Source organism: Amycolatopsis sp. NPDC004625 (assembly GCF_040609695.1).
GTDB lineage: Bacteria > Actinomycetota > Actinomycetes > Mycobacteriales > Pseudonocardiaceae > Amycolatopsis.
This window is the reverse complement of record NZ_JBEXKX010000014.1, coordinates 87,304-111,737: the sequence shown is the minus strand read 5'-3', so window position 1 is coordinate 111,737 and position 24,434 is coordinate 87,304. Positions and strand designations below refer to the sequence as shown.

23 protein-coding genes and 1 pseudogene are annotated in these 24,434 nt (G+C 72.8%); 5 read left to right on the top strand and 19 right to left on the bottom strand.

Going from position 1 to position 24,434, the window contains the following annotated elements; genetic code table 11:
• The first annotated feature begins 19 nt into the window (after positions 1 to 19).
• Positions 20 to 433: a hypothetical protein gene (locus tag ABZW17_RS18265; protein ID WP_354814815.1), complete on the top strand. Its 414-nt coding sequence runs from the start codon at positions 20 to 22 to the stop codon at positions 431 to 433.
• Here the strand turns inward: ABZW17_RS18265 and ABZW17_RS18260 are convergent.
• Positions 426 to 1,022 (bottom strand): TetR/AcrR family transcriptional regulator, encoded by a 597-nt coding sequence (locus ABZW17_RS18260; protein WP_354814812.1) that lies wholly within the window; start codon positions 1,020 to 1,022, stop codon positions 426 to 428. The two genes, ABZW17_RS18265 and ABZW17_RS18260, sit on opposite strands and share 8 nt — an antisense overlap.
• Positions 1,023 to 1,059: 37 nt before the next feature.
• On the opposite strand from ABZW17_RS18260, the gene ABZW17_RS18255 reads away from it, so the two are divergent.
• Complete coding sequence (locus ABZW17_RS18255) at positions 1,060 to 1,407, top strand: cytoplasmic protein (protein WP_354814809.1); 348 nt, start codon at positions 1,060 to 1,062, stop codon at positions 1,405 to 1,407.
• A gap of 24 nt (positions 1,408 to 1,431) precedes the next feature.
• Here the strand turns inward: ABZW17_RS18255 and ABZW17_RS18250 are convergent, their stop codons facing one another.
• On the bottom strand, positions 1,432 to 1,872 hold the full coding sequence (locus ABZW17_RS18250; RefSeq protein ID WP_354814806.1) for a DUF6294 family protein: 441 nt from the start codon (positions 1,870 to 1,872) through the stop codon (positions 1,432 to 1,434).
• Positions 1,873 to 2,060: 188 nt separating this feature from the next.
• Between ABZW17_RS18250 and ABZW17_RS18245 the strand changes: the two genes are divergently transcribed.
• Positions 2,061 to 4,169 carry an AfsR/SARP family transcriptional regulator gene (locus ABZW17_RS18245; protein WP_354814803.1) on the top strand — a complete coding sequence of 703 codons (2,109 nt, stop codon included), beginning with the start codon at positions 2,061 to 2,063 and terminating at the stop codon, positions 4,167 to 4,169.
• Here ABZW17_RS18245 and ABZW17_RS18240 read toward each other — a convergent pair.
• From ABZW17_RS18240 to ABZW17_RS18175, 14 genes are all read right to left on the bottom strand, one after another.
• A complete protein-coding gene (locus ABZW17_RS18240; protein ID WP_354814800.1) occupies positions 4,156 to 4,506 on the bottom strand; it encodes an STAS domain-containing protein in 351 nt (116 codons plus the stop codon). The two genes, ABZW17_RS18245 and ABZW17_RS18240, sit on opposite strands and share 14 nt — an antisense overlap.
• A 46-nt stretch (positions 4,507 to 4,552) precedes the next feature.
• A complete protein-coding gene (locus ABZW17_RS18235) occupies positions 4,553 to 7,453 on the bottom strand; it encodes a beta-galactosidase (protein ID WP_354814797.1) in 2,901 nt (966 codons plus the stop codon).
• Positions 7,454 to 7,486: 33 nt separating this feature from the next.
• Positions 7,487 to 7,855, bottom strand: coding sequence for a family 43 glycosylhydrolase (locus ABZW17_RS18230; RefSeq protein WP_354814794.1), 369 nt, complete (start codon positions 7,853 to 7,855; stop codon positions 7,487 to 7,489).
• A 6-nt stretch (positions 7,856 to 7,861) separates the two neighbouring features.
• Entirely contained in the window at positions 7,862 to 8,884 is a 1,023-nt protein-coding gene (locus ABZW17_RS18225) for a pectinesterase family protein (RefSeq protein ID WP_354814791.1), read from the bottom strand.
• Between the two features lie 65 nt (positions 8,885 to 8,949).
• Positions 8,950 to 9,720: a pectate lyase gene (locus ABZW17_RS18220; RefSeq protein ID WP_354815111.1), complete on the bottom strand. Its 771-nt coding sequence runs from the start codon at positions 9,718 to 9,720 to the stop codon at positions 8,950 to 8,952.
• 211 nt (positions 9,721 to 9,931) lie between these two features.
• Entirely contained in the window at positions 9,932 to 11,218 is a 1,287-nt protein-coding gene (locus ABZW17_RS18215; RefSeq protein WP_354814788.1) for a pectate lyase, read from the bottom strand.
• A gap of 1 nt (position 11,219) precedes the next feature.
• Positions 11,220 to 12,155, bottom strand: coding sequence for a PmoA family protein (locus ABZW17_RS18210; protein WP_354814785.1), 936 nt, complete (start codon positions 12,153 to 12,155; stop codon positions 11,220 to 11,222).
• A complete protein-coding gene (locus ABZW17_RS18205) occupies positions 12,152 to 13,372 on the bottom strand; it encodes a Gfo/Idh/MocA family oxidoreductase (protein ID WP_354814782.1) in 1,221 nt (406 codons plus the stop codon). The genes ABZW17_RS18210 and ABZW17_RS18205 overlap by 4 nt, the downstream gene beginning before the upstream one ends.
• Before the next feature lie 14 nt (positions 13,373 to 13,386).
• Entirely contained in the window at positions 13,387 to 14,511 is a 1,125-nt protein-coding gene (locus ABZW17_RS18200; RefSeq protein WP_354814780.1) for a Gfo/Idh/MocA family oxidoreductase, read from the bottom strand.
• Positions 14,508 to 15,116: a DUF624 domain-containing protein gene (locus tag ABZW17_RS18195; RefSeq protein ID WP_354814777.1), complete on the bottom strand. Its 609-nt coding sequence runs from the start codon at positions 15,114 to 15,116 to the stop codon at positions 14,508 to 14,510. Before ABZW17_RS18195 ends, ABZW17_RS18200 begins: the two co-directional genes overlap by 4 nt.
• 5 nt (positions 15,117 to 15,121) lie before the next feature.
• Positions 15,122 to 15,967: a carbohydrate ABC transporter permease gene (locus ABZW17_RS18190; protein WP_354814774.1), complete on the bottom strand. Its 846-nt coding sequence runs from the start codon at positions 15,965 to 15,967 to the stop codon at positions 15,122 to 15,124.
• Positions 15,964 to 16,947, bottom strand: a complete 984-nt coding sequence (locus ABZW17_RS18185; RefSeq protein WP_354814771.1) for a sugar ABC transporter permease — start codon at positions 16,945 to 16,947, stop codon at positions 15,964 to 15,966. Before ABZW17_RS18185 ends, ABZW17_RS18190 begins: the two co-directional genes overlap by 4 nt.
• 3 nt (positions 16,948 to 16,950) lie before the next feature.
• Positions 16,951 to 18,246, bottom strand: coding sequence for an extracellular solute-binding protein (locus tag ABZW17_RS18180; protein ID WP_354814768.1), 1,296 nt, complete (start codon positions 18,244 to 18,246; stop codon positions 16,951 to 16,953).
• Between the two features lie 208 nt (positions 18,247 to 18,454).
• Positions 18,455 to 19,642, bottom strand: a complete 1,188-nt coding sequence (locus tag ABZW17_RS18175) for a Gfo/Idh/MocA family oxidoreductase (protein ID WP_354814766.1) — start codon at positions 19,640 to 19,642, stop codon at positions 18,455 to 18,457.
• Between the two features lie 298 nt (positions 19,643 to 19,940).
• Here ABZW17_RS18175 and ABZW17_RS18170 point away from each other — a divergent pair, with 298 nt between their 5' ends.
• Positions 19,941 to 20,924 carry a LacI family DNA-binding transcriptional regulator gene (locus tag ABZW17_RS18170; protein WP_354814763.1) on the top strand — a complete coding sequence of 328 codons (984 nt, stop codon included), beginning with the start codon at positions 19,941 to 19,943 and terminating at the stop codon, positions 20,922 to 20,924.
• Positions 20,925 to 20,971: 47 nt separating this feature from the next.
• Positions 20,972 to 21,856, top strand: a pseudogene (locus ABZW17_RS18165) (IS5 family transposase).
• A 9-nt stretch (positions 21,857 to 21,865) separates the two neighbouring features.
• On the opposite strand, the gene ABZW17_RS18160 reads toward ABZW17_RS18165, so the two are convergent.
• Genes ABZW17_RS18160 through ABZW17_RS18150 form a run of 3 tightly spaced genes read right to left on the bottom strand, consistent with a single transcriptional unit; the run spans position 21,866 to position 24,388 of the window.
• Positions 21,866 to 23,104, bottom strand: a complete 1,239-nt coding sequence (locus tag ABZW17_RS18160) for an FAD-binding protein (protein ID WP_354814760.1) — start codon at positions 23,102 to 23,104, stop codon at positions 21,866 to 21,868.
• A gap of 38 nt (positions 23,105 to 23,142) precedes the next feature.
• Complete coding sequence (locus ABZW17_RS18155) at positions 23,143 to 23,298, bottom strand: hypothetical protein (RefSeq protein WP_354814757.1); 156 nt, start codon at positions 23,296 to 23,298, stop codon at positions 23,143 to 23,145.
• 31 nt (positions 23,299 to 23,329) lie between these two features.
• Positions 23,330 to 24,388 carry an Lrp/AsnC family transcriptional regulator gene (locus tag ABZW17_RS18150; protein WP_354814754.1) on the bottom strand — a complete coding sequence of 353 codons (1,059 nt, stop codon included), beginning with the start codon at positions 24,386 to 24,388 and terminating at the stop codon, positions 23,330 to 23,332.
• Positions 24,389 to 24,434: the final 46 nt, after the last annotated feature.

The window sequence follows — 24,434 nt, the reverse complement described above, 5'->3', positions numbered from 1 at the left end:
AAACGAGGGAGGAAGACAGATGAAGACTGCGGTGAAGGCCGGGCTGGCGGCAGTGCTGGCCGGCGCGACGGTGCTGGTGACCCCGGCGCAGGCGGCGACGATCGTCCAGCGGACGGCGGTCTGCCATGCGGGCGGCTACAGCGGCACGTTCACCCTGCGGTACGACACCTCCGGCGGCTACCACCGGATCGTCAACGGGTACACCACGTCGGGGCCCTATATCGGCGACGTCGCGGGCAAGGTGTCCCTGCGGATTTCGTACCGCACCGGATCGACGACGCAGACGGTGTATTCGCAGTCGGCGCCGACGACCGGGAGCACCACGTTCACGATGCCGTCGACCACCACCGTGCCGATCACGTCCGAAGGCACCGCGGCGGCGACGTTCGACAACGGCACCGAGTCCTGCGTCGCGACGATCCTGATCAGGTGACCGGCTCGAGCGCCGCACGCAGGATGGCCTGCGCCGAGCCGGTCAGCACCGCGGCGGCCTGAGCGCGGTCGAGGCCGCCGATGTCGGTGAGCCAGACCAGGGACTCGATGCCCGTCGCGGACCGGATCGCCACGGCGAGGGCGTGCACGTCGACGTGCGGGTGCGTGTCCGCGAGCGGGGCGAGGGCCTCCTCGATCCAGCGGATCGCCCGGCCGCGCCGCAGCACCGGCTGCGGCGCGCCGGGTTCCAGCGACAGCCGCAGCTGCGCCCGCAGCTGCGGCTCCCAGCGCTGCGTGAACGCGACGAACGCACGCATCACGACGGCGAGGCGGGCCGCGGGGTCGGCCGGTGCGTCCGCGGGCAGCAGGCCCGCGTCGTCCTGGATTTCGGGGTACGCGGCGAGCAGCAGCGCGCGCTGGTTCGGGAAGTAGCGGTAGGCGGTGGTGCGGGAGATCCCGGCCGCCTCGGCCGCGTCCTCGACCGTCGGCGAGCGGCCTTCGGCGAGCAGTTCGTGGGCCGCGGCGACCAGCGCGGCCCGGGTCCGCCCCTTCTGCCGGCTCCGGCCCGTGGACTCATACGGCACTGCCATGCCATCATGGTACTCCAGTACCACGAAGGAGGCGGCCATGACCGGTGACCCGGCCGACACGAACCCGGAGCTGTACCGGGTGGTCTTCGAAAACGAGCGGGTGCGGGTCCTGGAGTACCGGGACGGCCCCGGCGACCGGACCGAGCCGCACCACCACCCGGACACGGTGATGCTCACGATGAGCGCGTTCCGCCGCCGGATCTCCGCCGGCGGCCGCGAGGTGCGGGTGGACCTGCCGGCCGGCGCGGTGCGCTGGGTCGCGGCCCAGGAGCACGCGGGCGAGAACATCGGCGAGACGCCGACGCACTCCTTCTTCGTCGAGCTGAAGGAACCCGCGCCCGGCGGGGCCGTGGCGGGCACCGCCCTGGGTCCCGGCGGACCGTGACCCAGGGCGGCTCTCACCGGGGGGTCAGCAGCTCGAGTGCTGGATCGTCTTGAAGATGTTGACAGCGCTGAAGAGCGACGCGTCGAAAGTGAAGTGCTTGCCCCACGGGTAGCGCGGCGGCGGGTTGCCGTCGTTCATCCGCGGGCTGTCGAACGTACCCGCCGAAAACAGCTGCGTCCCGGCCGTGGTCTTGAAGTCGAAGCTGGAGTGCCAGACGTCGCCGGAGTGCGTCTGGAAGGTCAGCGTCGTCGCGCTCCAGTCGCCCGTGCCGTCCGAGCGGATCACGATGGTGCCGTTGTCCTGCTCGCAGTCTCCGACGTGCAGCTGGCCCCACGTCGCGCTCTTCACCTCCAGCACCGCCGCGGAGTGCGCCGGCGCGGCCTGCGCCGGGGCACCCGACAGCAGGCCCGTGCCCGCCGCCGCGGCGGCGAGAACCGGTGCGAGACCCCGAATCGTGCGTTTCATGGACGTCCTCCCGAAGAACCGGTGGTGCGGACCCGTCCGGTCCGCAGGGCCGAGCCTCGCAGCGCCGGTCGACAGTCCGTCGACAGTTCGTCGACGGAGAATTACCGGGCTGTCGGACGTATCCCGGCCACCGTCGGCCGCTCTTGTACGCCGAAGCGCGCGGTGCACCCGCGGGCGGAGGGGCGGGCATGGGCGGGGTGGACCTGGCGGTGCTGGGACCGTTCGAGGTGCGGGTCGGCGGCGAGCCGCGGGACGTCGGCGGGCCGCGCCTGCGGGCCCTGCTGGCCGTACTGGCGGCGGAAGCGGGCCGCGTCGTCAGCGTTCCCGCGCTGGGCCGGGCGCTGTGGGGCGAGCGGGCACCCGCGCACGCCGACCGGACCGTGCGGACCTACCTTTCGCGCCTGCGCGGGACGATCGACGCCGACGTGCTCCTGACCCGCTCGCCCGGGTACGTGCTGCACCTGCCGCCCGCGGCCCTCGACGCCACCCGGTTCGAACAGCTCGCCGCCGAAGGGCGGCGGGCGCTGGCCGCCGGGGAACCGGCCGCCGCGCGGAAACACCTGGCCGACGCGCTGGCCCTGTGGCGCGGCGGCGCGTACGAGGAGTTCGCCGGCGTCGAAACCCTGGCCGCGGAGGGGATGCGGCTCGACCGGTTGCGGCACAACGCCGTCCAGGACCGGATCGACGCCGACCTCGCGACCGGCGAGGACACCGGCCTGGTCGCCGAGCTGGAGGCGCTGACCGCGGAGTTCCCCGGGCACGAACGGCTGTGGGCGCAGCTGATGACGGCGCTCTACCGGGCCGGGCGGCAGGGTGACGCGCTCGAAGCGTTCCGCCGGGCCCGCCACGGCCTGATCACCGCGTCCGGGGTGGAGCCGTCGCCGGTGCTGGCGGAGGTGCACCGCCGGGTGCTGGCCCACGACGCGGCGCTGCGCGCCTCGGCCGTCGTCACCGTCTCGGACGACGCCCTCGCCGCCGGCGAGCACGCGCTGCTCGAGGACGGCGACCTCCGGACCGGCCGGGAACACTTCGAAACCGCCTACGCCCGGGCCGAGCGGACCGGCGACGCCGACACGCTCGCCCGCGCGGCCCTCGGCCTGGGCGGGGTGTGGGTGCACGAGCACCGGACGTGCGCGGCGTCGGCGTCCCTGCTGACGCGGGTGCGGTACGCGCTGGAGCGGGTGGATCCCGGGTCCTCGCTCGGGCACCGGCTCCAGGCGCGGCTCGCGGCCGAACTGGACTACGAAGCCGGCACGCACGAGCGGATCCTGGCGGTCGCCGGCCGGACGCGGGCGGCGGGCGACCCGGTCGCCCACGCCGAGGCGCTCAGCCTGGCCCACCACTGCCTGCTCGGCCCCGACCACACGCAGCTGCGGCACGCGCTCGCCACGGAGCTCGTCGCGGTGAGCGGCCACTCGGGGCGGCGGACCGACCTGGTGATGGGCGTGCTGTGGGACGCCGTCGACTCGTTCCTGGCCGCGGACCCGCACGCGCAGCGGCGCCTCGGCGAGCTCGACGACCTCCTGGCCGAGCGCAAGCACCTGGCGGCGGGGTTCGTGGCGGACGCGCTGCACGTCATGCTGCACATCCGGGCCGGCCGGTTCCGCGAGGCCGAAGCCGGGGCGCAGGCGTGCGCCGAAGTGGGCCAGGCCGCGGGCGACTTCGACGCACTGGGCTGGTACGGCGCGCAGCTGGTGGCGATCCGGTGGTTCCAGGGCCGGCTCGGGGAACTGGTGCCGGTGCTGGACGGCCTGATGCACTCGCCGACGCTGAGCCCGATCGACAACTCGTACTACGCGGCCCTGGCCGTGGCGGCGGCCTCGGCGGGCGACCGCCGCACGGCCGCGGGCGCACTGGCCCGCCTGTGCGGCGACGACCCGGGAGCGCTGCCGAGGTCGAGCACGTGGCTGATTTCCCTGTGCGGCGCGGCGGAAACGGCGTACCTGCTCGACGACCGGGCGACGGCGGCGCGGATCCACGAGCTGCTGCGCCCGTTCGGCCACCTGCCGGCGATGGCGAGCCTGGGCATCGCCTGCTTCGGTTCGGTCCACCACCCGCTGGGCACCACGGCCCTGACGACCGGCGACGCGGACCGGGCGGTGACGCACCTGCGCGCGGCGGTCCGGCACAACCTCGCCCTGGCCCACTGGCCGGCGGTGGTCTTTTCCCGCCGCCGCCACGCGGAGGCGTTGCTCCGCCGGGGCGGCCCGGGCGACGCGGCGGCCGCGGAGCGCGAGCTCGCCGCGGCCGACGAGGAAGCCCGGACCTTCACCGGACCACCCGTCACCGCGCGATGAGCCGCTCCTCCAACCGGAACAGCGGGGCGATCGCCGCGTTGTCCAAGGCGCGCCGCACCACGCGGGACGGCTTGAGCGTCAGGTCGATTCCCGTTTCCGCGCAGCGGGTCCGCAGGCGGCCCAAGGACGCCACGCCCGTCACGCCGCAGAAGCCGATCCCCAGCAGGTCGACCACCAGCCGCTCCGGGGCCGCCGCCACCGCGTGGTCGAGTTCGGCGTCGAGGCGGGGGCAGGTGACCATGTCGATCTCGCCGGTGACCGTGACCCGCAGCGTCCCGGGCCGGGGCTGCGCGGTCGTCGCGGTCAGCAGCAGGGCGGACGGGTCGAGGTCGCTCATCGGCGGAACTCCTTCGCGGCGGGGACGGCGGCAGGATGATCACCCACTACCCGGCAGCCGCCCCACCCAAACCCGGTGACGCGACCGGCCGGACCGGCACCCCGCCCCGCGCCGAACCCAGGTCCGTCAACGCGACCCGTTCCAGGCCGTTGCCCGCGCCGCCGTCGCTGGTCACCGCCAGGGCCAGGGTGTTGCGCCCGTGCGGGTCGAGGATCCCGTCCGGCAGCGCGAAAGTGTGCTGCGGGCCGACGTCCCCGACGTACTGGCCGACGTTCCAGCCGTTGAGGAACACCAGCACCCGGTAACGGCCACCGGAGCGCGGCTTCGCCGGGTCGCCGATCGTCAGGCCCACCGACGTGTCCTGGCCGCGCGGGACCCGCAACGCGAACGTCGTGCGGTACCACGTCGTCCCCGGCGACGCGGCCGGCGCGGGGACCGCCGCCGTCGGCCAGGCGCGGTCGGGGAAGCCCGGCAGCGACCAGCCCGCGCGCTCGCCCGCGAGACCGCCGTTGTTCAGCGGGCCGCGCACCGGATCGGGCGTCCCGCCCCGGAGCTTCCACGCCACGCCGGCCGGCGACGCCGAAATCAGGCCGCGGCCCTCCTTGTGCGCGTCGTTGACGCCGCCGTCCTCGTTGTGGCCGTTGACGCGCACCATCACCGAAAGCACGTGCGGGCCGTCGCCGCGCAGCTCTTCCGGCACCGGGAACACCGCCGTGCCGGTCGTCGGCGGCGCGGCCGGCGCGGACGGCAGTTCGTGCTCGCCGAGGTACCGGCCGTCCAGCCACGCCTGCAGCATCCCGGCGCCCCCGCCGCCGTAGCGCAGGGCGACCTGCTCCCCCGGCGGCCCGGTGAACCGCCCGCGGTACCAGACGTCGCCGACGCCGAAGCCGTAGTCGTCGGCGGTCAGCACCGGCTGCCCGGCCGGGGGCGGGGTGGTGCTGTTCGTCGTGGTCCGGTCCGCGGCCGGCCACGCCGAGTCGTCGTAGCCGGGGTCGGCCTCCGGGGAACCGGGGGCCGAGCGCCAGCCGGTGAGCTCGGGCAGCCGCGGGTCGGCGGGCCCGGGCAGCGGGCGGACGGCGAGCAGGCTGCCCGAGGCGGTGGGCCGCACCGGCACCGGGGTGCCGTTCCACGTCACCCCCGGGCCGCGGGCTCCCCAGACCTCGAAGTCGCGCGGGGCCTTCGTGTCCCCGGTCAGCGCGGTCCACCGGCCGGTCCGCGCGGTGCGGACCAGGTCCGGCCCGCGCACGAGCAGGCCCGAGTCCAGCCAGAACGTGTCCGCGGTGGCGTCGTCGGCGAGCAGCAGCGTGACGGGCGGGCGGCCGCCGCCGCTGATCCGGACGCGCGCCAGCCCGTCGTGCCGGTAGTCCAGCTGCAGGTCGTTCCCGGACCAGGTCGCCGTGACCGCCCCGGAAAGGACGTCCACGCGCGGGCGGGAGGCGTACCGCAGCACCGTCCGGCCGTCCTCGCCCGGCCGGCCGTGCAGCAGCACGGTGCCGGCGGCCTGGGCCATCAGCTCGGACGTCGAGTACACCAGGTGCTGCCCGGCGACGTCGAAGTCGGCCACCAGGTGCTTGGCGTCCTGGCCGGTCAACCGGAGCGGCACGGTGTACGAACCGTCCGGAGTGGACAGCGGGAAGGTGAACGAGTCGTCCGTGGTCGCGCTGGAAGGCGAGTGCACCGGCAGGTAGAAGTGGACGCCGGTGTCGGGGTTGACGTTGTGGTAGACCTTCACCGCGGCCGACGACGGCGTCACCGGCTCCCCGCGATCCATCTCGGCCAGATCCGGCACGGTGCGCAGGAAGTAGCCCAGCTCCTTCATCGTCAGCGCCTTGGGCCGCAGCTGACGTCCTTCGTCGATCGCCGCGCCGTAGTCGTAGGACGAGTAGACCACCGGCGCCGGCAGCCAGCCCCACGACGTGCCGCCGAAGGTCATGTAGAAGTTCTGGATCGTCAGGCCGTTCGCCAGGTTCGTGCCGTAGAAGACGCGTTCGTAGCCCGGGCCCTGCCGGACGGCCGTGCACGGGTAGGTGCCGTTGCTGCCCCAGTAGTCGAACCAGCCGCCGCCGAACTCGGCGACGAACCCGGGGGTGTTCGGCGACGCGCTCGCGCCGCCCTTGGCGCCGCCCGGCCCGTAGGTCCCCCAGTCCGGCGCGGCGTTCGGGTTGCCCGGCGTCGCGTCGGTGCGGCACGTGCCGCCGGGGTAGCCGTCGAAGGCGTACAGGTCGACCTTGCCCGGCACCGTGCCGGGCACGCCGGAGTCCGGCGGGACCCAGATCCCGTTGCGGCCCTTGTCGTTGTGGAAGACCGGGACGGTGATGCCGTCCGCGCGGACCTTGTCGTAGAGGTGCGCGACGTAGTTCTGCTGCGCGGTGCCGGTCGCGGACAGCTCGTTCTCGATCTGGTAGAGGATCACCGGGCCACGGCCGTCGGTGTACTGGTGGCGGCCGATGATCCGGTCGATCCGCGACAGCCACTCGTCGGCCGCGGCGAGGTAGTCCGGCGCGTCGCTGCGCGCCCGGCCGGCCTGGGTGGACAGCCAGGCCGGGAACCCGCCGCCGGTGACCTCCGCGTTGATGTACGGACCGGGCCGCGCGATGACGTACAGGCCCGCCTCCGCGGCGAGGTCCAGCACCCGGTCCATGTCCCGGACGCCGGTGAAGTCGTACACCCCCGGCGCGGGCGAGTGGTAGTTCCAGTCGAAGTAGATCGAGACCGCCGTGTAGCCGGTGGCCTTCAGCTTCTGCAGCACGTCCCGCCACAGGTCCGGGCTCGGCAGCCGGAACGGGTGGAACTCCCCCGACCAGACGATCTGACGGCGGCCGTCCAGCATGAGCGAGTACTTGTCGAACGTGACGCGGTGTTTCGCCGGCGGTGCGGCCGAAGCGGGCGCGGCACAAAGCCCGGTCGTGACGAGCAGGGCGAGCAGGAACGACAGGAACCGGCGCATGGACGAACTTTCCGATCGGCGAGGTACAGGACGTTATACGGAGTTCAGTACACGTACGGCCAGCCGGCGCTGCGCCAGGATCTGCGTACCGCCGCCGGCGGTCATCCGGACGCCGGCGCGGCCGGTGTACGGACCGGTGATCGACGTCGAGCGGCCGACCATCACGCGGTAGGTGCTCTTGGTGCCCTGGCAGCAGAGGTCCCAGGAGACGAACACGTAGTAGCCGCCGTGCTGGATGATGTAGGGCGCTTCTTCGGCGGACGTGCTGCCGGTGCGCTGGGCGATGCTGCGCAGGGCGGTGTCGCTCCTGCTGCGCCTGCCGGTGGCCGGGTCGAGCGACGAAGCGGCGTAGCTCGATGGTCGTGAGTGGTAAGGCGGGTTAGAACTCGCCTTACCACTCACGAGGTGTCAGTGCACGGGGTTCCAGCCGTCGCCGCCCGCGAGGTACTTCTGCGCGGTGTAGTTGCCGGCCTGCGCCGCGGGCAGCTGCGGCCGGTCGGCGCCGGTTCCCGAGCCCGGGCCGGTGTTGCGGTACTCGGTGAACCGCGCGTCCTTCCACGAGAAGCCCGACATGTCGGTCCACGGCGCCTGCTTGATCGCCGCGGGCAACGCCGTCTCGCGCACCAGGACCTGGGCGATGGCGTCGACGTCCCCGCCCGGGTGCCACGGACGGCCCAGGTAGAAGCTCGCGTTCGCCGCCGAGCTCAGCACGCGGCTGCCCACGATCAGGAAGCCGTACGGGGTGGACCGCCGGGTGCTGGCCGCGGTCAGGAACCCGTTGTTGCTGCTGGAACCCCGGTCGAGCGCGGTGATGGTCGCCCGGTCGAAGACCGCGGTCGCCCGGCCGAAGAGGAAGTCGACGTCACCGCTGATCGCACAGTTGCGGTAGTACTGGCGGCCGGCGGTGCCGACGGCCGCGGTGTCGGCGTACAACGTGTCCTGGTGGCCGAGGAAGGTGACGTTGTCGAAGACCATCCGGTCACCGGTGGTCTTCACCGCGACCGCCTGGGTGTCCTTGATATCCGGGTGGGCGCCCCGGTCGAAGGAGTTGCGGAAGGTCAGCGCGGTGGCGGTGAAGCCGTTGGCGGCGATCGTGGCGGTCGCGCTGCCGGACGTCCCGTACGTCGAGCCGTCGGGTTTCCTGGTCCCGCTGGCGTTGTCGTAGTCGATGACGACGTCGGACGCCTTCCCGGTGGTGCCGCGCACGGTGATCCCGGTCTTGCCGGAGGGCACCGAGATCACCTCGCGGTAGGTCCCGGGCTTGATCGAGAGGGTGCCGCCGGCCGAGACGGCGTTGATGCCGGCCTGGACGGTCGTGTAGTTCCCGGATCCGTCCTTGGCCACGACGACGTTCGCCGCCGCGGCCCCGGCGGCCGGGGCGGCCAGCGACGCTCCCGCGACCACCGACGCGACGAGCAGGGTCTTGAACATGACACCTCCACGGTGGAACGCGCCGGGGGCACCGGACGGCGGCCGGCACCCCCGGCGCGGGTCGGTTACTTGTAGGTGATGTTCGCCGCGGTGTAGAGGCAGTTCGTCGAATCCGGGCCGCTGCCGGTCTTCGTCGGCTCGCCGCTGGTCACGCCCTTGTACTTCTGGCAGGGCTCGATCTTGCGGCTCGAGTCGCCGACGATGGTGATCCTCGTCAGCTTCGCGGTGTCACCGTAGTTGGGGTTGATGCCCACCAGCGCCTTGCCGGGCACGGTGGCGGTGACGTTGTCCACGACGACGTTGCGCTTGTACTGCGTCTTGCAGTTGCCGCAGGAGCGGTACAGCTTGCCGAAGTCGTTGACCTGGAAGTTGCGGATGTACATGGTGCCGGGACCGTTGTGCTGGAACACCTTGTCCGACGCCTTGCGCGCGCCGCCGCCGTCGATGGTCATGGTCTGCGAGGCGGAGGTGCCCTTGAAGGTCGCGGCGTCCTCGCCGACGTCCTCCCACCACACGTTGAGCAGCGTGCACGTGCCGAGGCAGTGCACGCCGTCGGCGGCCGGGCTGCCGAGGACGACGTTCTTGAGGGTGGTGCCGTTCGACAGCTCGAAGATCGGGCTCTGGTCCTCGCTCTGGCCGCCGGTGCCGAGGTCGCCGGTGCCGTAGAACCGCTTGAGCCCGCCGTCGTAGGTGCCGCTGGTGACCTTGATCGTCGCGCCCACCGGCACGCTGCTGCTCGGGGTGGGCCACGAGGCGGCCGACGCGGTGGCGCCGGTGCCGACCGCCGCCGAAACGGCGAGCGCGGCGACCGCCACGACCCGGATGATCCGGGACATCGCTGGGGGAACCATTCATCACTCCCTGGTCTCGTGCGTTCAATCGGCGCTGATGGAAAACGTCCGACCGGGTTGTGAAAGCGCTTTCTCGTACCGAAGTTTCGGGTTGCGGCCACGTGCTGTCAATGTCGTTCGCCGCAGCGGCGTGCATGTCGCCCGGATGGTCGCCGCGGCCGGTGGTTTTCAGAAAACGCCGAAAACGTCGAAGGGCTCAGCGGCCGGGGCCGGCGCCGGCCAGCACCAGCGCGGGCACCGCCCACGTGGGGTCGAGGCGCTGCACCAGGCTCGGTGTCCAGCCGACGTCCGGGCCGAGATCCGGGTCGTTCGCCGCGTTGTACTCGGCCAGCAGGTCGACCGGCCGCGGCCACTGCGCCCCTTCGGCCACCAGCGTGCCGGTGGCGTGCAGCACGGTGCCCTTCCAGTAGTGCACCAGCTGCCCCAGCGGCAGCCCGGCCGGGATCCGGAAGAAGTTGTTCTCCGCGTAGATCCGGGACTCCACGCCCACGCCGAGGGAGTACGTGTAGGCGGCCGGATCCCGGACCAGGTAGAGGTTGTCGTAGACGTGCACCTGGCCGTACCGCACCCGCGGCGCGCGCTGGCCGATCTCGGAGAACAGGTTGTGGTGCAGGGTGACGCGCAGCTTGCCGACGTCGTAGGTGGGCTTGTCGGTGTTGCCGACGAGCATGGTCTTGTCGTGGTCCTGCAGCCGGTTGTACGACACGGTGACCAGGTCCGAGCCGTTCACGATGTCGAGCAGGCCGTCGTGGACCTCGTACTTGCGGCCGAAGTACGACGGCTGCTGATCGTTCCCGCCGTCGCTGAACTCGTTGTGGTCCACCCAGACGTGCGTCGCGCCGACCAGGTCGACGTTGTCGTATTCGGAGTTCCAGTTGCCGTCCGCGGTGTCGAGCGGGTCCCACTGCGGGAAGCAGTCGTGGGCGTCGGAGGAGTGCAGGTTCCGCAGGATCACGTTGTCGCCGGTGACGCGCAGGGTCAGCCCGTGCAGGGTGGCGTGGTCGCCGAGGCCGACGATCGTCGTGTTCGGGCCGACGTCGAGCACGACCTGCTTGGCCTGGTTGGCCTGCGACCGCGCGCGGGCCTCCTCCAGCGGCCCGGACGGCGGCACTCTGCCCCAGGTGGCGGGGTCGTAGGCCGCCAGGTAGGCGGGCAGGGTGTAGGCCGGGTCGGCGAAACTTTCACAGCTCGCCGGCCGGTCCGCGGTGTCGACGTTGCCTTCGATCGTCCCGCGGACGTAGACGATCTTCGGCGCGCCGGGGTGGGCCGCGAGGGCCGCGGCGAGCTCCGACCGCTTGGTCACGGTGTGGACGTCTCCGGGTGCGGCGGCCGCTCCCCCGGTCGTGCCGGTGGTCGCGGCGGCCCACCCGTCGTGCGCGCCGAGCACGACCCGGCCGGGGTCACGCCCATGGGCCTGGGCCGGTGCGGCGGTGAGGGTCAAGCCGAGCAGGGTGAGACACCCTGCGTAAGCCTTCCAGTTCATGTCAGCTCCTTGGGTCGGCCGCCCGGGCCGCCAGCTCGGACAGCCGGGCGGTGTCCGGGGCGCCGTCGATGACGACGACGTGGTGGGTCAGGGTCAGCTCCGCGTCCGGCTCGAGCAGCCACGGCCGGTGGTAGGTGGCGGCGAAGCTGACCACGGGGAACGGCTCGGCGCGGACGTACCAGGCCGTCGGGTGGGCCGCGTTCGCCGGGCTGTCGGCGAACAGCAGCGTGGAGGTCCGCAGGCTTTCGTCGTGCTGCCCGGTGAAGGCCAGCCACGGCGCCCGGTGCCCCATCGCGTCGGCCGCGGACCGGCCGTCCGGCGTGCGGACCGTGCCGCCGGTGAACGAACGCGGCCCGCGCCAGAACAGCCCGCCGTAGCCGGCCGTGTCGCGGCCTTCGGTCACCGGGCTGCCCCACCGCAGCTCGTGGCCGCTGGTGTTGCGCAGCCGGCTGGACCAGGTGAGCGTCCAGTGCCCGCCGCCGGCCGGGACGTCGCCGAAGCGCAGCGTGCGGTGTTCGGTGATCCAGCGCCGCCCGGCCGCGGTGCGCCAGGCCAGCTCGTGCCGGAGTTCGCAGTGGCCGCCCGCCCCGTCGAGGCTTTCCCAGCGGACGTGGCCGATGGTGCCGTTGTTGTCGAGCGGGGTGTAGCCGCGGCCGCGGACGTAGGTGCGGCCGCCCCAGAAGTTCTCGCCCGAGAGGTGGGCCATGGTGAACTGCAGGCCGTTGTGCCAGGTGTGGTCGTGCGGCCGGACCGCGGTCACGGTCTCCCCCGCCGTGGTGCGCAGCGGGTGCAGGTACGGCTTCGGCGAGTCCCCGGCCGGCGTCGGCGGCGCGACCACGTACTCGGCCAGGACGACGTCGCCGAGGCGGACCCGCACCCGGCCGTCGTCCGCCTCGGCCGGCTCCAGCGACAGGTCTCCCACCGCCGCGCGGCTCACGCCGGTTCCCCGAGCTCGCCGAGCAGCTCGGCCACCGCGACCGGGCCGCCGGTGTCCAGGGACCGGTTCGCGGCCAGCCCGGTGAGCAGGGCCTGCAGGCCGGCGTCGTGGCCGGCCGCGCAGCCGAGCGGGTCCGGTCCGGCGTCGCCGAGCAGCTCGGCGAGCATCCGCTCGTCACCGCCGCCGTGCCCCTCCCCGAGCAGTCCGTCGAACACGGCTTCCGGGGGTTCCCAGTGCCGTTGGACGGTCAGCCGGGCCTGCGCCCGCTTCGGCACCGGCTCGGCGCCGGCCGCGTACTCGTTCTCGCGGACGTCGAGTTCCAGCCGCCCTTCGCTGCCGGAGAACGCGACGCGGTAGCCCTCGCGCGGCGAATAGGCGTGCAGGTGGTAGTTCAGCACCGCGCCGCCGTGGTGGCGCACGAGCACCGACAGGTCGTCTTCGATGGTGACGCCGGGCGCGAACACGTCCTGGTTCCGGACGTAGCCGTCTTCCCGCCCGGCGTCGCCGTAGAGCGCGCGCAGCTTGGGCGAGGCATCGAGGTCCAGCGCGAACCGGTCGCCGGCGTGGCCGGATTTGTCGCCGTAGAAGAAGAGCCGGCCGAGCGCGAACACCGTCTCGGGGCCGCTGCCGAGCCACCAGTTGACCAGGTCGAAGTGGTGGCCGGACTTGTGCACGAGCAGGCCGCCGGAGTGGGCCTTGTCGCGGTGCCAGCGGCGGAAGTAGTCGGCGCCGTGCGCGGTGTCGAGCAGCCAGGCGAACTCGACCGAGCCGACCTGCCCGATGGCGCCGCCGGCCAGCAGCTCGCGCACCCGGCGGTGCACCGGGTTGTACCGGTAGTTGAAGGCGACCCGCACCGGGCGGCCCGTCTCGCGCCGGGCCCGCAGGATCCGCCGCGCGCCTTCGACGTCGGTCGTCATGGGCTTTTCGGTGACGACGTCGCAGCCCGCTTCCAGCGCGGCGACGACGTAGTCCGCGTGCGTGTGGTCGGGCGTGCACACCACGACGACGTCGATGCGCTCCTTCGCCAGCATCGCGGTGAAGTCCTCGGGCCGGTAGGCCGGGACTTCCGTGCCGAGCCAGCCGTTGTGCACCCGCATGCGGGTTTCGTTGTGGTCGCAGAAGGCCGCGAGCTCGGCCCGCGGCGACGCGGCCAGGGCCCGGGCGAACAGCTGGGCGCGGGAGCCCAGGCCGACGATCGCGTGGCGACGCACCGCCATCACCTCATCTCCATTCAGGCGCGCGTTCCGGCGCCGGTCCAGGGCAGGGCGAGTTCGGAGAAGAGCGCGAGCCGCTCGGCCGCGGTGTCGACGTCGGTGTCGACGCCCGGCACGACGAAGTGCCGTTCGGGTCCGGCGCCGACGGCCCGGATCCACTCGCCGGGCAGCGGCCGCGGTTCCGGGGCGTCGCGCACGGCCTCCACCAGGGCGGTGAAGGCCCGGGTCGCGGCCAGCGGGGCCAGCAGCGGCTCGCCGTCGCGGACGTGGGCGACGAGGTTGGCCAGCAGGTCGCGCGGTGGGCCGGCCTGAAGCTGTCTGTCGTGGATGGTGACGACGTCGGTCTTGTAGGGCCAGCGGATCCGGCCTTCGGTGCCGTGCACCAGCACGTACGGCTCGTGGTCGGCCTCGGCGTCGAGGGTCGCGGCGACGACGACGTCCGGCGCTCCGGCGAAGCCGAGGCGCGCGCAGGCGGTGTCGTCCGACTCGATGTCCCGGGCCCGGTAGAGCTCGACGGCGACGCGGTCCGGCCGCACCTCGGCGGTGCCGTTGACCAGCAGGGCGGTCGCGACGGCGTGGGCGAACGGGTTGGTCAGGGCGCCGTCCACCACCGGCTGCCCGCCGACGCGGCGGCGGCCCGCCCATTCGGCGCGCGCGAAGTACCGGTCCCGCCGGATCCACGCGCCGGCGGCGGCGATCCCGGTGACCGTGCCGATTTCGCCGTTCGCGATGGCTCGCCGCACCAGGGGGACGGCGGCCGAGCCGAAGCTCTGGAACCCGGTCTGGCAGGCGCGGCCGCGGGCGAGCCCGGTGAGTTCGTCGAAGGCGGCGAGGTCGAGCACGGGCGGTTTCTCGACGAGCAGGTGGCAGCCGGCGGCGAGCGCGAGCTTGGCCAGGGGCAGGTGCGTGTGCGGCGGGGTGGCCACCACGGCGATGTCCGGGGTCGTGCGGGCGAGCAGTTCGGTCGCGTCCCGGGTGAGCGCGGCGCCTTCGGGCAGCAGCGTGCGGGCCTCCGCCGGGGGCTCGCGGACGTCGCAGGCGCCGGCGAGGACGAGCTCACCGCGGTCGTGCAGGGCCCGGGCGCGGCGCAGGTGGTGGGCGGCGTACCCGGCCGTGCCGAAGACGACCACCTTCGGCGTCATCGGCGGCCGCCGGTCGCGACCGCGGCCAGGGCGAGGGGGCCGGCCACCACGAGGGCGAGGATCGGCAGCATCCAGACGAGGAGAACGGCGATCCCGGCGGCGGCGGCGAGAAGCAGCCCCTTACCGGGAGCGGCGGCGGTCTCCCGCGCGGCGGTCACGAACGCCGGCCGCCAGAGCGGGGTGTGGCCGGCGCCCTCCGGCCACCGGCCGGCCGCACGGCCCTGCGCGAGGCTGCCGGTGGCCACCACCTCGCACGTCCGCACCGCCACCACCACCCCGGCCACCGCCAGCACCCCCAACGCCGGCCGCAGCACGCCCGCGCCCGGCATCGACGCCACCACCGCCAGGTCCACCGCGAACAGCACCACCGCCGCCAGGCAGCTCAGGCCGAAGAACACCCCGCCCCGGGCCGCCGAGCGGAAGTCCGCCCAGAACGTCGTCCACAGTGGACTGCCGATGTCACGCCGGGTCCGGTCCAGGACCCGGCAGCCCGCCACGAAGGCCGGGCCCGCCGTCACCACCGGCACCGAGGCCAGCGCCACCAGCAACCCCGCCAGCAGGCAGTCCGAAAAGTCACCGAGGCCCGTCCGCCACCGGGTCCGCATCGCCGTCACCCCTTCAGGCCGCTGGTGCTGACGCCCTCCACCAGCAGGCGCTGGAAGGCGAGGAAGAACAGCACGATCGGGACCAGCGCGAGCGCGGACATCGCGAACATCGCGCCGAAGTTCGACTCGCTGCTGGTGTCCACGAACAGCCGCAGGCCGAGCGGCACGGTGAACTTCTCCGTGTCGTTCAGGTACACCATCTGCGTGAAGAAGTCGTTCCACGTCCAGATGAACGTGAAGATCGACGTCGTGACCAGCGCCGGTTTCGACAGCGGCAGCACGACGTGCCAGAACGTGCGGTACACCGAACAGCCGTCGATGATCGCCGCCTCGTCGAGCTCGCGCGGGATGCCCCGCATGAACTGGACGATGAGGAACACGAAGAACGCTTCGGTGGCCAGCAGTTTCGGCAGGATCAGCGGCACGAACGTGTTGACCAGCCCGGCCTGCTGGAAGATCACGTACTGCGGGATCAGCGTGACGTGGTAGGGCAGCATCAACGTCGTGATCATGAACGCGAACAGCGCGCCCCGGAACCGGAACTTCAGGCGGGCGAAGGCGAACGCGGCCAGCGAGCACGACAGCACGTTCGCCGCCACCGACAGGCCGGCCACCAGGAAGGAGTTGAGGAAGAACCGGCCGAACCCGACGTCGGCCGCGCCTTCCCAGCCCTTCGCGTAGCCGTCGAAGACGAACCGCGTCGGCAGCAGCGCCAGGCGGGAGAGGATCTCGTCCGGCGGCTTGACCGACGCGAACGCCAGCCACACCAGCGGGTACAGCACCACGGCGACGATGACCAGGCACAGCACGTGCCAGCCCACCGAACGGGCCCTTCGGGGCAGCACAGTCATTTGCGGCCCCCTGTGCTCTCCGCGTCGTCGTAGAACACCCAGAGCTTCGCGGTCCGGAACACGATCGCCGTGACGATCGCGATCACCACCAGCAGCACCCACGCCATCGCGGACGCGTAGCCCATCCGGAAGTCCTGGAAGCCGACCTCGAACAGGTAGAGCGTGTAGAACAGGTCGGCGTCGGCCGGGCCGCCGCGGCCGCCGCCGATGACGAACGCCGGGGTGAACGCCTGGAAGGCGTGGATCGCCTCCATCACCAGGTTGAAGAAGATCACCGGGGACAGCATGGGCAGCGTGATGTGCCGGAACCGGCGCAACGCGCCCGCGCCGTCGATCGCCGCCGCCTCGTGCAGCTCCGCCGGGATCTGCTTGAGCCCGGCCAGGAAGATCACCATCGGCGCGCCGAACTGCCAGACACCCAGCAGCACGATCGAGGCGAGGCTGAACTGCGGGTCGTCGACCCAGCTAGGGGTGTGCCAGCCGAAGGATGCCAGCACCTCGTTCACCGGGCCGCCGCCCATGAACAGCGCCCGCCACACCAGCGCCGCCGCGACACTCGCGCCGAGCAGCGAAGGCGCGTAGAACGCGGCCCGGTAGAAGCCGTTCGCACCGCGGCGGGTGTTGAGCAGCATCGCCACCAGCAGCGACACCGTGAGCTTGAGCGGCACCGAGACCAGCACGTAGATCAGCGTGACCTTCACCGACTGCAGGTAGCGGTCGTCGCCGGTGAACATGTGCGCGAAGTTGCCGAAGCCGATCCACTTCGGCGTCGTGAACATGTCGTAGTCGGTGAACGACAGGTACAGCGAGACCACCATCGGGCCGACGGTCAGCGCCACCGCGCCGAGCAGCCACGGCGTCAGGAAGGCGAACGCCTCCGGCTGGCTCTTGCGGCGGCGCCCGCCCCGGGGGTCCCGGCGCCGGACGCGCGCGGCGGCGGCCGGCGCGACCGGCGGGTCCGGGGTGCGCAGGGTCGTCATCGGCTAGGACAGTCCCTTCTGGGCTTCGGTCATGAACCGGTTCACCGCGTCGTCGACGCTCATCCGGCCGAACGCGACCTCTTCGTACGTGCGCTGGAGGAGCTTCTGGATCGCCCCGGCGCCCTTGGGCGGCACCGGCGGCGCGGCCCCGAGCTTCGGCTCGAGCGCGGCTTCGTAGTCGTAGAGGGTCTTGTCGTTGCCGGTCGCGGTGGCCGCCAGCTGCGCGCGGACCTTCAGGTTGGGCGCGAGGCCGCGGTCGGTGCCGACGATCTTCCCGACCTCCGGGTCGTTGATCAGGAAGTCGACGAGTTTCGCCGCCGCCGCCTGCTGCTGGCTGCGCGCCGAGACGGAGAGGAACATCGAGGGCCGCCGGTACTGCCCGGTGTCGCCGTTCGCGCCGCTCGGGTACGGCGCCACGTTCAGCGGCTTGCCGTTCGCCTTCTGGTAAGCCGGCAGCAGGTTGTCGTAGGCGAACTCCGAGGCCGTCAGCTTCTTGCCGAGCGGCGACTGCTCGGGCGAGGTGTTGTAGGACGCCGTGACGTCCGCGGGCGACGCGGCCTGGGTGTCGCGGAACCTGCTCGCCAGCTGCCAGTAGCGGCGCAGGTCGTCGCCGGTGAAGCCGAGTTTCCCCTCGGGGGTGTAGAACTGCTTGCCCTGCTGGCGCAGCCAGATCTCCAGGGTCGTGTCGAGGATGCCGAAGTCGGTCACCCCGCGGGCCGGGCCCGCCGTGCCGACCTTCCGGGCCGTCTCGGCGTACTGGTCCCAGCTCATGCCCTTCGCCGGGTCGGCCCCGGCGGCGGTGAACGCCGCGGGGTCGTAGATCATCGCCGGCGTGTTCTGCGCCCACGGCACGGCGTAGCGCTTGCCCTGGTAGACGCCGGTGGCCGCCAGCTCCGGGTTGACGTCGGCGAGCGAGATCGCCTTGCCCGCCCCGGAGTTCAGGTCGGCCAGGACGTTGCGGCCGCCGTATTCGGCCAGGTAGCGGCTGTCGACGTTGAGCACGTCCGGCGGCTTGCCCCCGGCCGTCTGCGTCGCCAGCTTCTCCCAGTAGGCCGCGTACGCCGAGAACGACGTCTGCACCTTGATGTTCGGGTTCTTCTGCTGGAAGAGCTCGACGGCCTTCTTCGTCAGGTTCGCCCGCCCGTCGCTGCCCCACCAGACGAAGGTGATCGTGGCGTCGCCACCGCCGCCACCGGAGTCCGAGCCGCAGGCGGCCACCCCGGTCAGCAGCAGCGGGACCACCACGGCCAGCGCGGCGACACCCCGTCCCCTGGTCCTACGCTCAGTTGTCCGCCCCATCGAACTCTCCGTCCTCAGCCGGTCAGCACTTTTCTGAAAACGCTGTCAGCGCGCTCACGGTAGGCAGTGCACAACAGCCGTGTCAACGGGCAAACCGTCGCAATAGCCCTTGTGCAGCAATGCTTTCAGCCTTCGGCGGGCAGCATGAGAAAGCGCTTACTCGAACCGGGTCGGTCCCGGCCGGTCAGCGCTGGGGAGCACCGGTGGGTCAGCCGGTGCGTTCGGCGGGCGCCGCCGGGCGGGCGGCGTTCGCCCACGGCACGCCGATTTCGGAGAACAACGCCAGCCGGTCGGCCGCGACGGCGACCTCTTCGCCGATCCCGCGGACCACCGGGTGCCGGCTCGCGCCCTCGCCGACCGTGCGGATCCAGCCCGCCGGGATCCGCGACGGCGACGGCGCGTCCCGCACCGCCTCGACCACCGAGGCGAACGCCCGGGTGCCCGACAGCGGCGCGAGCAGCGGCACGCCGTCGGGGTCGCGGTGGTGGGCGATCAGGTTGCGCAGCAGGTCGGCGGGCGGGCCGAGGTGGACCCGCTCGTCGTCGAGTTCGAGGCGGTGGCTCTTGTACCAGAACTTCGCGCGCCCCTTGACGCCGTGCACCACGACGTAGGGCTCGTGGTCCTGCTCGGCGCACAGCGACGCCGCCACGACGATCTCGGGCCCGTCGCCGAACCGGATCCGCAGGCAGGCGGTGTCGTCGGCTTCGATGTCACGGGTGCCGTAGAGCTCGAGGGCGATCTCCGCCGGGTCGCGGCCGGCGACCCCGCCGACCAGCAGCGCGGTGGCCACCGCGTGGGAGAACGGGTTCGTCAGGGCGCCGTCGACGACGGCCTCGCCGTCGAGCCAGCGGCGGCCGGCCCACGGGTTGCGGCGGTAGTAGGCGTCGGTGCGGATCCACGCCCCGGCCGCGCCCACGCCGACGACGTCCCCGAGCCGGCCGGTGGCGATCGCCGCCTGCAGGACGGGCAGGGCCGGGGAGCCGAAGCTCTGGAACCCGGTCTGGCAGGCCGATCCGGTCTCCGCGGCCAGCCGCGTCAGCGTCGTGAAGCCGGCGAGGTCGAGCACCGGCGGGGTTTCCAGCAGCAGGTCGCTGCCCGCGCGCAGCACCGCGCTGCCGACCTGGACGTGCGCGTGCGGCGGGGTCGCGACCACGGTGATGTCGGGGCGGCAGCGGCGGAGCAGGTCGTCGGCGCCGGCGTGCGCGGTGCCGCCCTCGGGGAGGAGCGCGATCGCGGCGGCGGACGGCGGCCGGATGTCGGCCATCCCGGCGAACCGGACCAGGCCCTCGTCGTGCAGGATGCGCGCCCGGTGCAGGTAGCTGAACGCGTAGCCGGACGTGCCGACGACGGCCAGCCTCGGCGGGTCCGCCACGGTGCGGCTCCGGCTCCCCGACATGGATCTCCGATCGGCGGGACCCGCTGCGGGCCGCGCGGAACTGACGAATGGGTCAGGAGTTCGGGAGAAACTTCCGGTCGTCACCGTAGGGCGTTCGCGACGAGGGTGTCAATATTCGGGACATCGCCGTCGAATTCGTCGAAGTGCCGGTACTCCGAATGGAGGCGGCGTTTTTGAGATAGCGCTTACTGGAATAGACCGGGTCGGCCTGCAAGGGTCGGTCATCGTTTGCAGGATTTGTTGACAACGCCCGCGGGGAGTTTCCATGATGTGGCTCGGAGCCTGCCGAGGAGTTGCCGTGACCGTGACCATTCACGACGTCGCCCGCCGGGCCAACGTGTCGATCTCGACCGTGTCGCGGGCGTTCACGTCCCCGGACCTGGTCCGGCAGCAGACCCGCACCCGGGTGCTGGCCGCGGCGCACGAGCTGGGTTACCACGCGGCCGGCGCGCCGCAGCCGGTCGCCGCCGTGCGCACCGGGCACATCGGGATCGTGGTCTCGGACCTGGGCAACCCGTTCTTCACCGGCGTGCTCAACGGCGTCCAGGCCCGGGCCCGGCAGGACGACATCGCGGTGCTGTTCGCCAACAGCGACGAGGACCCGGCGACCGAGCAGAACCTGGTGCGCCGGATGGCCAGGCAGGTCGACGGCGTGGTGCTGTGCAGCCCGAGCATGACCGACGACCAGCTGCGCGCGCTGGCCGGGCAGACGACCCTGGTGCTGCTCAACCGGGAGGTACCCGGGATCCCGTCGATCGTGATGGACGCCGCCGACGGCATGCGGCAGGCGGTCCAGCACCTGGCCGCGCTGGGCCACCGCCGCTGCGCCTACCTCGGCGGCCCGCGGACGTCGTGGGCGGACCGGGCCCGCAAGGAGGGCCTGGCGGAAGCGGTGGCACGCCACGGCACGGACGTCGTCGAGTTCGGCCCGTTCCCGCCGGTGTTCGAGGGCGGCCTGCAGGGCGCGGACCTCGCGCTCGCGGCGGACGTGACGGCCATCGTCGCCTACAACGACCTCGTCGCCTTCGGCGCGCTGGCGCGGCTGAACGCGCGCGGGGTGCCGGTACCGGACGAGATCAGCCTGGTGGGCTTCGACGACCTGGTGTTCGCGGCGATCTCGGCACCCCCGCTGACGACGATCGCCATGCCGACGGAGGCGGCGGGCCGCGCGGCGGTGACGATCCTGCTGGGCCTGCTCGACGGCGAGGCCGACGAGCACACGACCCAGGTGCTGGACACGTACCTGATCGTGCGCGCCACCACGGCGCCGCCGCGGCCCTAGGGCCTGTCCTCAAAGTGGGTGTCAGTGGTCTGCTTTGATCATCAGTTTTGGTGCGCAGGCATGAGCTGACCGAGGAGCAGTGGCAGGTGATCGAACCGCTGCTGCCGCTGTCTGGTGCGAAGGGACGCCCGCGGGTCGATGACCGTCGGGTGATCAACGGGATGTTGTTCAAAGCCAAGACCGGGGTGGCCTGGCGCGACCTGCCGGAGCGGTATGGGGCGTGGAAGACGGTCTACAACCGGTCCTGGCGCTGGTCACGCACCGGCACCCTGTCCACCCTGGTGACGAAAGTCCGGGTGATCGCCGAGGCCATCGACGAACTCGACCGCGAAGTATCGGTCGACTCCAGCATCGTCCGCGCCCATCAGCACGCTGCCGACGCCCGCCGCACGACCGCGTCCCACACAAGGGGAAGCACCCTCGGACGGCGGGCACAGCAAACCAGGTGATCATGCCATCGGCCGGTCCCGCGGCGGACCCACCACCAAGATCCGCCTCGCCTGCGACGGCCACGGGCGACCGTTGTCGGTCGTGTTGACCGGTGGCGACGTCAACGACTGCACCCTGTTCACGCAGGTCATGGCTGGCATCGAGTTCCATCGGCCAGGTCCCGGGCGCTCACCGACCCGGCCGAGCCGGGTATCGCGACGGACAAGGGCTATTCCAGCCGCGCCATCCGCACCTACCTGCGTCGGCGGCACATTCCGGCGACCATTCCCGAACGCCGAGACCAGCAGGCCAACCGCCTGCGCCGCGGCCGGGCCGGTGGCCGCCCACCGGCCTTCGACCGGGTCGCCTACCGACGCCGCACCAACGTCGAACGCTGCTTCAACCGCCTCAAACAGTTCCGCGCCATCGCCACCCGATTCGACAAGACCGCCACCTCCTACCGAGGCATGATCGACCTCGCCACGGTGCTCATCTGGCTTTGAGGACACGCCCTAGCCGCCGAAGACGGTGCGGTGCAGGAACGGGTTCCGGAACTTGCCGCGCGGATCCAGGCTTTCCGCCAGCGCCCGGAAGGCGGCCAGCCGCGGGTAGCCCGACGGGACGCCGTGGAAGAGCTTGCCCCAGTGCGGGCGGGCGCCGAACGGGGCCAGGCGCTCCTCCAGCACCGGCAGCACCGCCTCGACCTCGGGTTGCCGCGGCTGCCACGTGAAGTGCAGGGCCACCCGGTCGCCGCCGTGGCCGGGGCTCAGCCACAGCTCGTCGCCCGCGATCGCGCGGATTTCCGAGACCAGCAGCAGCGGGGCGACGAGGTCGCCGATCTCCCGGACCGCCCGGATCGCCGCCACCGCGTCACGGTAGGGCACGAAGTACTCCGACTGCAGTTCGTCGCCCACGCTCGGGGTGAACGCCAGCGCGAAGTGCGGGAGCCGCTCGTGCCACGGCCCCGCCACCCCCTGCTGCGGCGTGCAGTTGCCGGCGGGGACGCCGGCGGCGTGCGCCGGGTGCCGCGGCCCGTCCGCGGGCACCGCGCCGAACAGGCCGTCCCGCGCGGTGAAGGCGTCCGTGCGGCTCTTGATCCACACCTGGTCGATCCGGTCGTTCACCCAGTTCGTGAACATGCTGACGCTGTAGCCGGCGTCTTCGATCTCGTCGAAGTGGCGGTACGCGGCCTCCCAGGGCAGGCCGTCGAAGACGTCCTGGCGGACGTCGAACGCGGGGACCACGTCGAGGGTGAGCCGGGTGACGACGCCGAACGCGCCGAGCCCGACGACCAGACCGGGGAACTCGGCGTCGGCGCGGGTGAAGGTCCTCAGCGAGCCGTCGGCGGTGACCAGCTCGATCCCGGAGACGGCCGCGGCGAGCCCCGGCTGGCGGCGGCCGGAGCCGTGGGTGCCGGTCGCGACGCTGCCGGCCACCGTGATGTGCGGCAGCGATGCTAGGTTCGGCAACGCGAAGCCTGCGTCGTGCAGCTGCTGCGCGAAGTCGCCGTAGCGGGCCGATCCGCCGACCGTCACGGTGCCGTCGCCGATTTCGACGCCGGCGTCGAGCGCGCTCAGGTCGAGCAGGACCCCGCCCGGGGTGTCGGCGATGTCGTTGAAGCAGTGCCGGCTGCCGAGGGCCTTGACGTGCGCCCCCGCCGCAACGGCTTCCTGCATCTCGGCGACCGTCCGCGGGGTCGTCACCGCGTCCGCGCCGTATTCGAGGTTCCCGGCCCAGTTCGACTCGCCCACCCGCTGTGTCCTTCCGCCGTACGAAATCGCTTCCGACCCTACGCGGCGGTCGCGCGCCGGAAGTCCCGCAGGCGGCCCGGCGGGGCGAAGATCCGTTCGGCGACTCCCGGCGGCCGTCGCGGTCCACGGGTCGCCACCGCTCCGGGCAGCGTGCCGTCGTCGACGTGGTTCTGCAGGGTCTCGCGCAGGCTCATGATCCTCCCCGGGGCCGGTGCCGACCCTGGTTCAGCGGGCCGGGATGATCGCCTGGTGGGTGCCGCCGAGGCCGTGCGGGCTGAGCAGCCGGCCCATCCGCTTCGGCATCCGGAGCGTGATCGCCCGGTCGAGGACGCGCGCGCCGGGGGCGGCGGCGGCCAGCTGTCCCTCGTAGGCGGTGCAGTCACCCGGCTCGCGCAGCCAGGCCGACACGACGAGGTTGCCCTCCCCCACGACCGCGGCCGAAAGGCGTGTCTCCGGCAGCTGGGCGATGGCCGGGCCGGCGCGGTCGAGCTCCGCCGCGTCGACGTCGAGCCGGTAGCCCGCGATCACCGGCCAGCCCGCCGGGACGTGCGCGAGGTCGCACCGGAAGTCGAGTTCGTGGTTGCGCAGCATCCGCGCCAGCGTGCGCCGCACCGCCGACTCGCTCATCCGGCAGTCGCGGGCCAGCTCGGCGTAGCTGCGCCGGCCGTCCTCGCCGAGCGACTCCACGAGGGCGCGCAGGTCCCGGTCGTTCCACTGCTGCGGCACGACCAGCCGGGCCTGCACGGCGGTGTCGTCCAGCACCGCCCGCTGTTCCGGCGCGAGCGCGTTGACCAGCCAGCCGCTGCCCTCGCGGTAGACGCGGGTCGCGACGGCGAAGCGGACCTCCCGCACCCCGGGCAGGGTGCCGATGCGGCCGGTGACCAGGGCGTCCAGCGCGTCGAGGTCACGGGCGGCCAGGCTGAGGAACAGCGCGAACCGGCTCGTGGTGCGCTCGACGCTGAACACCGGCGGCCAGCCGCACAGCTCACGGGTCAGGCCGGGCAGCGCGTCCGGGCGGCAGGCCAGGTCGACATACCCGACCGTGGTCGTCGGCGCCGTGGCGTAGGCGGTGAGCCAGGCCAGCCCGGCCGCCTGGAGCCGGTCCCAGCGGCGGGCCGCCGTCGTCGCGTCGGTGCCGACGGCGGCGGCGATGCGGGTCCACGGCGCCCGGGGGTCCCGCTGGAGCGCCTCCACGAGCGCGAGGTCCGACGCGCTCAGCTCACGGCGCACCGCTTCCGGCGGCGCGCCGGGCGAAACGGCCATGGCGCATTGTGACTCGATCATGACCCGCTGCCAAGGGCCGCCGGGGGCACCGGCGGCCCCTCGCCGT

Coding starts and splice junctions, on each gene's coding strand:
- ABZW17_RS18205 (WP_354814782.1), bottom strand. CDS start 13,372: ATGGCGGTGCGTCGCCACGCGATCGTCGGCCTGGGCTCCCGCGCCCAG.
- ABZW17_RS18195 (WP_354814777.1), bottom strand. CDS start 15,116: ATGCGGACCCGGTGGCGGACGGGCCTCGGTGACTTTTCGGACTGCCTG.
- ABZW17_RS18220 (WP_354815111.1), bottom strand. CDS start 9,720: ATGTCCCGGATCATCCGGGTCGTGGCGGTCGCCGCGCTCGCCGTTTCG.
- ABZW17_RS18215 (WP_354814788.1), bottom strand. CDS start 11,218: ATGAACTGGAAGGCTTACGCAGGGTGTCTCACCCTGCTCGGCTTGACC.
- ABZW17_RS18265 (WP_354814815.1), top strand. CDS start 20: ATGAAGACTGCGGTGAAGGCCGGGCTGGCGGCAGTGCTGGCCGGCGCG.
- ABZW17_RS18200 (WP_354814780.1), bottom strand. CDS start 14,511: ATGACGCCGAAGGTGGTCGTCTTCGGCACGGCCGGGTACGCCGCCCAC.
- ABZW17_RS18180 (WP_354814768.1), bottom strand. CDS start 18,246: ATGGGGCGGACAACTGAGCGTAGGACCAGGGGACGGGGTGTCGCCGCG.
- ABZW17_RS18245 (WP_354814803.1), top strand. CDS start 2,061: ATGGGCGGGGTGGACCTGGCGGTGCTGGGACCGTTCGAGGTGCGGGTC.
- ABZW17_RS18225 (WP_354814791.1), bottom strand. CDS start 8,884: ATGTTCAAGACCCTGCTCGTCGCGTCGGTGGTCGCGGGAGCGTCGCTG.
- ABZW17_RS18250 (WP_354814806.1), bottom strand. CDS start 1,872: ATGAAACGCACGATTCGGGGTCTCGCACCGGTTCTCGCCGCCGCGGCG.
- ABZW17_RS18240 (WP_354814800.1), bottom strand. CDS start 4,506: ATGAGCGACCTCGACCCGTCCGCCCTGCTGCTGACCGCGACGACCGCG.
- ABZW17_RS18235 (WP_354814797.1), bottom strand. CDS start 7,453: ATGCGCCGGTTCCTGTCGTTCCTGCTCGCCCTGCTCGTCACGACCGGG.
- ABZW17_RS18155 (WP_354814757.1), bottom strand. CDS start 23,298: ATGAGCCTGCGCGAGACCCTGCAGAACCACGTCGACGACGGCACGCTG.
- ABZW17_RS18190 (WP_354814774.1), bottom strand. CDS start 15,967: ATGACTGTGCTGCCCCGAAGGGCCCGTTCGGTGGGCTGGCACGTGCTG.
- ABZW17_RS18150 (WP_354814754.1), bottom strand. CDS start 24,388: ATGATCGAGTCACAATGCGCCATGGCCGTTTCGCCCGGCGCGCCGCCG.
- ABZW17_RS18185 (WP_354814771.1), bottom strand. CDS start 16,947: ATGACGACCCTGCGCACCCCGGACCCGCCGGTCGCGCCGGCCGCCGCC.
- ABZW17_RS18175 (WP_354814766.1), bottom strand. CDS start 19,642: ATGTCGGGGAGCCGGAGCCGCACCGTGGCGGACCCGCCGAGGCTGGCC.
- ABZW17_RS18260 (WP_354814812.1), bottom strand. CDS start 1,022: ATGGCAGTGCCGTATGAGTCCACGGGCCGGAGCCGGCAGAAGGGGCGG.
- ABZW17_RS18255 (WP_354814809.1), top strand. CDS start 1,060: ATGACCGGTGACCCGGCCGACACGAACCCGGAGCTGTACCGGGTGGTC.